5 protein-coding genes are annotated in these 7,517 nt (G+C 69.0%); 2 read left to right on the plus strand and 3 right to left on the minus strand.

Annotated elements, in window-relative coordinates:
• Positions 1-389: 389 nt before the first annotated feature.
• Entirely contained in the window at positions 390-1,397 is a 1,008-nt protein-coding gene (locus ACWGDB_RS41655) for a stage II sporulation protein M (protein ID WP_453827249.1), read from the minus strand.
• Between the two features lie 130 nt (positions 1,398-1,527).
• On the opposite strand from ACWGDB_RS41655, the gene ACWGDB_RS41660 reads away from it, so the two are divergent.
• Positions 1,528-2,505: an RDD family protein gene (locus ACWGDB_RS41660; RefSeq protein WP_453827250.1), complete on the plus strand. Its 978-nt coding sequence runs from the start codon at positions 1,528-1,530 to the stop codon at positions 2,503-2,505.
• Between the two features lie 25 nt (positions 2,506-2,530).
• Here ACWGDB_RS41660 and ACWGDB_RS41665 read toward each other — a convergent pair whose 3' ends face one another.
• Together ACWGDB_RS41665 and ahcY are read right to left on the minus strand one after the other, a co-directional pair.
• Complete coding sequence (locus ACWGDB_RS41665; protein ID WP_453827251.1) at positions 2,531-3,145, minus strand: hypothetical protein; 615 nt, start codon at positions 3,143-3,145, stop codon at positions 2,531-2,533.
• A 197-nt stretch (positions 3,146-3,342) separates the two neighbouring features.
• A complete protein-coding gene (ahcY, locus tag ACWGDB_RS41670) occupies positions 3,343-4,800 on the minus strand; it encodes an adenosylhomocysteinase (RefSeq protein WP_453827252.1) in 1,458 nt (485 codons plus the stop codon).
• Positions 4,801-5,352: 552 nt separating this feature from the next.
• Here ahcY and ACWGDB_RS41675 point away from each other — a divergent pair.
• On the plus strand, positions 5,353-7,476 hold the full coding sequence (locus tag ACWGDB_RS41675; RefSeq protein WP_453827253.1) for a fructose-specific PTS transporter subunit EIIC: 2,124 nt from the start codon (positions 5,353-5,355) through the stop codon (positions 7,474-7,476).
• Positions 7,477-7,517: the final 41 nt, after the last annotated feature.

The following is a 7,517-nucleotide window of genomic DNA, read 5'->3' on the forward strand; positions in this document are numbered from 1 at the left end:
TCTCAAGGAACGGACGCTTCCTTTGTACTCACCCTCTCGGGCTTTCCTCCGGGCGCTTCCCTTCGGTCTTGCGTTTCCGACTCTATCAGACCTTTCCTCGATCCGATTTCCTCGGCGCTTTCCAGGTTTCCGCTCTCGCGTTTCCCTTTCCGGCGTTTCCGACTTTATCAGAAGTTCCGGGCCAGATTGACCAGCCACTCTTTTCCGAATCATCGGGAGGGGCTTCTCGGGAATCGAAGTTCCACGGAAGCAGATAGATAGTCACTCTGCCCGACTGGACTCGCATCCACTTCCAGGCAACTGTTCAAATCTACCTCCCCGCCAGCTCCGCGTCAACGGCTCTTGTGGGGCGAAGAGGAGACTAGCAGCTCAGCGGGCGTGCCCGCACATCAGGCCGCGGTCGGAACCGCGGCGCTGCGCTCGGCGGCCTCGACGTCGCCGGTCTCCCCAGCGCGGGCGGCACGGCCGCCGAGGACATAGACGTATGCGAGGAAGGCCAGCTCAGCGGCGACGCCGATGCTGATGCGCGCCCAAGTGGGCAGGCCGGATGGGGTCACGAAGCCTTCGATGGCGCCGGAGATGAAGAGGACCAGGGCGAGGCCTATTGCCATGCCTATGGCGGCTCGGCCCTCCTCGGCGAGGGCTGAGCGTCGTGTACGAGGGCCCGGATCGATGAGGGTCCAGCCGAGGCGCAGGCCTGTGCCTGCGGCGACGAAGACCGCGGTCAGTTCGAGGAGGCCGTGCGGCAGGACGAGGCCGAGGAAGGTGTCGAGGCGGCCTGCTGAGGACATCAAGCCGAAGCCGACACCGAGGTTGAGCATGTTCTGGAAGAGGATCCAGAGGACCGGAAGGCCGAGGAAGACGCCGAGGATCAGGCAGAGGGCGGCGGCCCAGGCGTTGTTCGTCCAGACCTGGGCTGCGAAGGAGGCCGCGGGGTGGCTGGAGTAGTACGTCTCGTACTGGCCGCCGGGGCGGGTGAGCTCGCGTAGTTCGCTGGGGGCGGCAATCGTGGCCTGTACTTCGGGATGGGTGCCGATCCACCAGCCCAGGAGGGCCGCGACCAGGGTGGACAGGAGCGCCGTGGGCGCCCACCAGTGGCGCGACCGGTATACGGCGGCCGGGAATCCGTAGGCGAGGAAGCGGGTGACGTCACGCCAGGAGGCGCGTCGAGTGCCTGTCACCGCGCTACGCGCGCGTGCCACGAGCTGGCTGAGCCGGCCGGTCAGCTGTGGGTCGGGCGCGCTGGACTGGATCAGGGAGAGGTGGGTGGCGGTGCGCTGGTAGAGCGCGACGAGTTCGTCGGCCTCGGCGCCGGTGAGACGGCGCTGGCGTCCTAGGAGGGAGTCGAGGCGGTCCCACTCGGCTCGGTGGGCGGTGACGAAGACGTCGAGGTCCATCTGGTTTTCTGCTCCTCGGCTGTTCGTCGGCGACTCGTCGTAGGTGTCAGCTTGTCGTACTGCGGCGCGATGCGCCCTCAGCTTGGCAGACTGGCCATTTCAGGGGCAGGTCAGGGGAAGGACGATCGGCGTGAGTGAGCTGGTGACGGGCGAGGCGGTGGCGCTGGAGTTGCGCCCAGCGAAGCTGCCCAGCAGGGCCTTGGCCGTGCTGCTTGATCTGGCCGTGGCTGTGATCGCCTACATCGTCGTGACCATTGGCGTTGTGGCTGCCACCGCTTCCCTGGACGAGGCGGCGCAGACCGCGCTGTCGATCGCGATGTTCGTTCTGCTGCTGGTCGGCGGGCCGATCGCGGTCGAGACGCTCAGTCATGGGCGCTCGCTCGGGAAGTTGGCGTGCGGCTTGAGGGTCGTACGTGACGACGGTGGGCCGATCCGGTTCCGGCACGCGCTGGTGCGTGGCCTCATAGGCGTGATCGAGATTCTGATGACGCTCGGGGTCGTCGCTGTCATCGCCTCGCTGGTGTCCGCGCGCGGGCGGCGGCTCGGTGATGTCTTCGCCGGGACTCTCGTCGTGCGGGAGCGGGTGCCCGTCGCTCGGACCGGGTTTGTGCCGCCGCCTCCACCGTGGCTGGCCGGGCGGTTCTCGGGGCTTGACCTGTCGGCGGTTCCCGATGGTCTGTGGCTCGCCATTCGCCAGTACCTGACGCGGATGCAGCAACTCGACCCGCAGGTCGGCTGGAGCATGGCGGAGCAGCTGGCCACGGACCTCGCGGCGCGTACGGGCACTCCGGCGCCGCAGGGTGTTCCGCCGGCGGCGTATCTGGCGGCGGTTCTGCAGGAGCGGCAGGCGCGGGAGGCACGGCGGGCCTTCAGTCACGGGGCGTTCGAGGGTGGTGCGCCCACTGTGAGTGATGCGGGGACTGGGACTGGTGGGGCTGGTGCGTACGGTCCACCGGTTGTGACGACCCCTGCTGCGGCGCCGCCTTCCCCGTATGGCGTGGAAGGGGATCGTTCCTCGGCGCCGCATGACGCAATGCGGCAGCCGCCGGAGCCACAGGATGCGCCGGCGGATGACCGGCCCTCCACGGGCTTTGCCCCGCCGGCCTAGCTCCTCCCTGGCCGAGGGCCGTCGCTCAACTGAACGTCGACGGCGGCGATTCCAGGTCCTCGAGCTCGATGCCGGGGGCCGCGAGGACCACGTCGCCCGTGATTTGTACGGCGTGCTGCTCGCCGGTGTCCAGGGCTGTGACCTGGTATTCGTCCACGGTCAAAGGGCCGTTGTCAGTGGCGTGTGTTTCTCTGTTCATCAGGGCCCAGGACTGGTCCACGGTGCGCGGGGCGAGGACCGGGTCCGTGAAGGCCAGGAGGCGTACGCGGGTTGCCGAGCCGGAAGGGGTGAGGCGCAGGAGGCGAGTGGTGGCGATGAGGAACGCGGGGGATGTTCCGGTGAAGGCATGGGCGCGCACATTGCCTTCCGTGGCCTGAACTCCGGTGGGGTCGGTACGGACCCAGGTGACGCCGTCGATGGCGGCACCGCGTACCTGCCAGCCACCGGCGTGGAGTTCGAGGCGGATGGGGCGGCCGAGTTCGTCCAGGGCGAGGTCGACGGAGCCGCTGTGATCGCCCGCAGGGGTGGTCAGCTGGGAGACGTAGCGCCAGCCGGACGGGCCGGGGGCGCAGTGGAAGTGCTCTTCTGCGAGGGGGGTGTGATCGTGCGGATCGTGGAGCGAATAACGGCCGCGGGGCATCGGGGTCCTGGGTCTTGACGGGCTGGTCCGCCCGGGCGGGCCACGGGGGTCGCGCGGGCTGAAAGGGCTGCACGGGCCAAAGGGGCAGGCCCCCGGCACGGGGGTGCGGGGGCCTGCCTCGGCGGATCTGCTGCCGACGGAGCGCGTCGCCGGCTGAGCAGCAACCCGGTTCGGCAGCGGCTCAGCGGCGGCTCGGCTCAGTAGCGGTAGTGGTCCGGCTTGTAGGGGCCCTCGACCTCGACGCCGATGTACGCGGCCTGCTCGGGGCGGAGCGTCGTCAGCTTCACGCCGAGCGAGTCCAGGTGCAGGCGGGCGACCTTCTCGTCCAGGTGCTTGGGCAGCGTGTACACGCCGGTCGGGTAGGCGTCCGGCTTGGTGAACAGCTCGATCTGGGCCAGCGTCTGGTCCGCGAAGGAGTTGGACATCACGAACGACGGGTGGCCGGTGGCATTGCCCAGGTTCAGCAGGCGGCCCTCCGACAGCACGATGAGGACCTTGCCGTCGGGGAACTTCCAGGTGTGGACCTGCGGCTTGACCTCGTCCTTGACGATGCCCGGGATCTTCGCGAGGCCGGCCATGTCGATCTCGTTGTCGAAGTGGCCGATGTTGCCGACGATCGCCTGGTGCTTCATCTTGGCCATGTCGGCGGCCATGATGATGTCCTTGTTGCCGGTCGTGGTGATGAAGATGTCGGCCTTGTCGACGACGTCGTCGAGGGTCGCGACCTGGTAGCCGTCCATCGCCGCCTGGAGCGCGCAGATCGGGTCGATCTCGGTGATGATGACGCGGGCGCCCTGTCCGCGCAGGGACTCCGCGCAGCCCTTGCCCACGTCGCCGTAGCCGAAGACGACCGCGGTCTTGCCGCCGATCAGGACGTCGGTGGCGCGGTTGATGCCGTCGATCAGGGAGTGGCGGCAGCCGTACTTGTTGTCGAACTTCGACTTGGTGACGGCGTCGTTCACGTTGATCGCCGGGAACAGCAGGATGCCGTCGCGCTGCATCTCGTACAGGCGGTGGACGCCGGTCGTGGTCTCCTCGGTCACGCCGCGGATCTCGGAGGACAGCTGGGTCCACTTCTGCGAGCCGTCCGTGATGGTGCGGTGCAGGAGCTCGAGGATGACGCGGTGCTCGTCGGACTCGGCGGTGTCGACCGAGGGGACCTTGCCGTCCTTCTCGTACTCGACGCCCTTGTGGACGAGGAGGGTGGCGTCACCGCCGTCGTCCAGGATCATGTTCGGGCCGCCGGTGGGGGTGTTCGGCCAGGTCAGCGCCTGCTCCGTGCACCACCAGTACTCCTCCAGGGTCTCGCCCTTCCAGGCGAAGACCGGGATGCCCTGGGGGTTGTCGGGCGTGCCGTTCGGGCCGACGGCGATCGCGGCGGCGGCGTGGTCCTGGGTGGAGAAGATGTTGCAGGACGCCCAGCGGACCTCGGCGCCCAGGGCGACCAGGGTCTCGATGAGGACGGCGGTCTGCACGGTCATGTGCAGGGAGCCGGTGACGCGGGCGCCGGCCAGCGGCTGCGTCTCGGCGTACTCCCTGCGGATCGCCATCAGGCCGGGCATCTCGTGCTCGGCGAGGGTGATCTCCTTGCGGCCGAAGTCGGCCAGGGAGAGGTCGGCGACCTTGAAGTCCTGTCGGTTCTCGACAGTCGTCATTACGAGCTGCTCCTCGGGGTTGGGTCGAGGGTGGGTACGGCTGGTCTGCACGGCGGCGGACACCGGGGTGCCCGAAGAGGACACAGGCATGCCCGCGTACGCGCAGCGCAGTCCGTCGGAGGCCCTCTCTCCCTCGGCCGGTCCGTGTCGGGACCGCCCGACCGCCATCAGCAGCGACGTCTGGCTCTGTCCCAAGCTACACCGGGACGCCCGGGAGCCACAGCGGGAGGCCTGGGCGTTCCCGGTCCGTCTCGTCCGGCTCCGTACAGATCGCGCCATCGAGGCGCCCGGAGGTGGGAGGGCAGCGGCAAGTTCACGGGGGCGGCGGGCGGGGCCGGTGGCCGTCGTGGGCGGGGAGGTGCTGCGCGGGAGCGATAACAGGACACCAACGAACGGTGCGCAGGAGGGAGCAAACCGGGGCGAAGGGCCACTTTCGCCCCTTTGAGGCTGTGGCGAGGTGGGGCAGGATGCCCGGGAGATCTGAACAACTGATCGATCTTGCGGGCCGTCCGGGACGGTGGTCCGCACGAACAAAGGCGTTAGGAGATCGACGTGACCAGTACGGCCGGCCCTCCCCCCACGGGCGGCGGCAGCGGCGAGCGGAAGCGGTTGAAGCTGCTCGCGGTGACCGCATGCCCGACCGGCATTGCACACACGTACATGGCGGCGGAAAAGCTCGCGCAGGCTGCCGAGAGCCGCGGCATCGACATGAAGGTGGAGACGCAGGGATCCATCGGGGCTGAAAACGTTCTCGATGACAACGATGTCAACACCGCGGACGGCATCATCGTCGCCGCGGACAAGGACGTGGACCTGAGCCGTTTCGCGGGCAAGCGGGTCCTCACGGTCGGGGTGGCCGAGGGCATACGCCACCCCGAGCGGCTGATCGAGCAGGTGCTGTCGGCGCCCGTCCACGAGGCGGGGGCGGTCACCTCGGCCTCGGGGGCCGGCGGTGGCAAGGAGCGGAGCCTCGGGTACAAGGCTCTGATGAACGGGGTCAGTTACATGATCCCGTTCGTCGTGGTCGGCGGGTTGCTGATCGCGATATCGCTCTCGCTCGGTGGGCACACCGACCCGTCGGGCGGTCTGGTCATCCCGAAGGACTCCTTCTGGATGGACGTGAACAACATCGGCGTCATCGGCTTCACGCTGATGGTGCCGATCCTGTCCGGTTACATCGCGTATGCCATCGGGGATCGGCCCGCGCTCGTGCCGGGCATGATCGGTGGCTGGATCGCCAACACCGGGGAGTTGTACGACTCCAAGGCGGGCGCCGGGTTCATCGGGGCGATCGTGACCGGGTTCCTCGCCGGGTATCTGGTGCTGTGGATCAAGAAGGTCAAGGTCCCGAAGTTCGCGCAGCCGATCATGCCGATCATCGTGATCCCGATCGTGGCGACCACGGCGCTCGGGCTGTTCTTCATCTATGTCATCGGCAAGCCGATCTCCTGGGTGTTCGAGAACCTGACCGACTGGCTGAGCGGGATGACGGGCACGAGCGCGATCCTGCTCGGCGCGATTCTCGGGCTGATGATCGCGTTCGACATGGGCGGGCCGGTCAACAAGACGGCGTTCCTGTTCGGCGCCGGGCTCATCGCGACCGGCAACCAGACGGTCATGGGCATGTGCGCGGCGGCGATCCCGGTCATGCCGTTGGGCCAGGGTCTCGCCACGCTGATGCGCAAGCGGCTGTACACCGAGCAGGAGCGGGAGACGGGGCTCGCGTCGCTGTTCATGGGCTGCTTCGGCATCTCCGAGGGCGCCATCCCGTTCGCCGCGGCACGGCCCGCGCAGGTCATCCCGGCCAACATGCTCGGCGGCGCGGTCGCCGGTGCGATCGCCGGAGTCGCCGGCGTGGAGGACGCGGTGCCGCACGGCGGGCCGATCGTGGCGGTGCTGGGCGCGGTGAGCGGCGTGCCGATGTTCTTCGTGGCCGTGGCCATCGGCACGGCCGTCACCGCGCTGACGACGGTCGCCCTGGTGGACGTCAGTGAGCGCAGGAGGCGCGGGGAGGCGCTCGTCGGCACGGGCACGGGCACGGCCGGACTTGAGCCCGCGCTGGTCGGTGCGGGTGCCGGAGTGCCGGGTGCCGGCGCGGCTGCTGTCGTGGCGCAGGCTGCCGTACGCGAGGCGGCGGCGACCGGCCCGGGTGCGTCGCCGACGGGGTCCGCAGCGTCCACGGGTGCCGTGGACGCTGCCGAAGCCGACGATTCCCCTGCCGAGGTCCTCTCCGGTTATCTCACCGAGCAGACCGTGAAGGCGCGGCTCGACGCCATGGGCAAGGAGTCGGCGATCCGTGAGATGGCCGAGCTGCTGGCGGGGACCGGCAAGGTCGCGGACGTGGACGAGCTGGTGGCGACCGCGCTGCGGCGGGAGGCGCAGGGTACGACCGGGCTCGGTGAGGAGATCGCGATCCCGCATGCCAAGACCGACGCCGTGACCGCGCCGGTCGTCGGTTTCGCGCGGTCCGTGCAGGGCGTCGAGTGGGACTCACCGGACGGTACGAAGGCGAGGCTGGTGTTCATGATCGCCGTACCGGAGGCGGCCGCGGGCGACGAGCATCTGCGGATTCTGTCGCTGCTGTCGCGGAAGTTGATGGACGCCGGGTTCCGGGAGCGGTTGCTGGCCGCGCCGGACGAGTCGGCCGTCCTCGGGGTGCTGCGCGAGGTCGGGTAGCCGGGACAACTGACAGCGGGGCCCGCCGAGCGACTCGGCGG

Source organism: Streptomyces sp. NPDC055013 (genome assembly GCF_053608645.1).

Coding starts and splice junctions, on each gene's coding strand:
- ACWGDB_RS41655 (WP_453827249.1), bottom strand. CDS start 1,397: ATGGACCTCGACGTCTTCGTCACCGCCCACCGAGCCGAGTGGGACCGC.
- ACWGDB_RS41665 (WP_453827251.1), bottom strand. CDS start 3,145: ATGCCCCGCGGCCGTTATTCGCTCCACGATCCGCACGATCACACCCCC.
- ahcY (WP_453827252.1), bottom strand. CDS start 4,800: ATGACGACTGTCGAGAACCGACAGGACTTCAAGGTCGCCGACCTCTCC.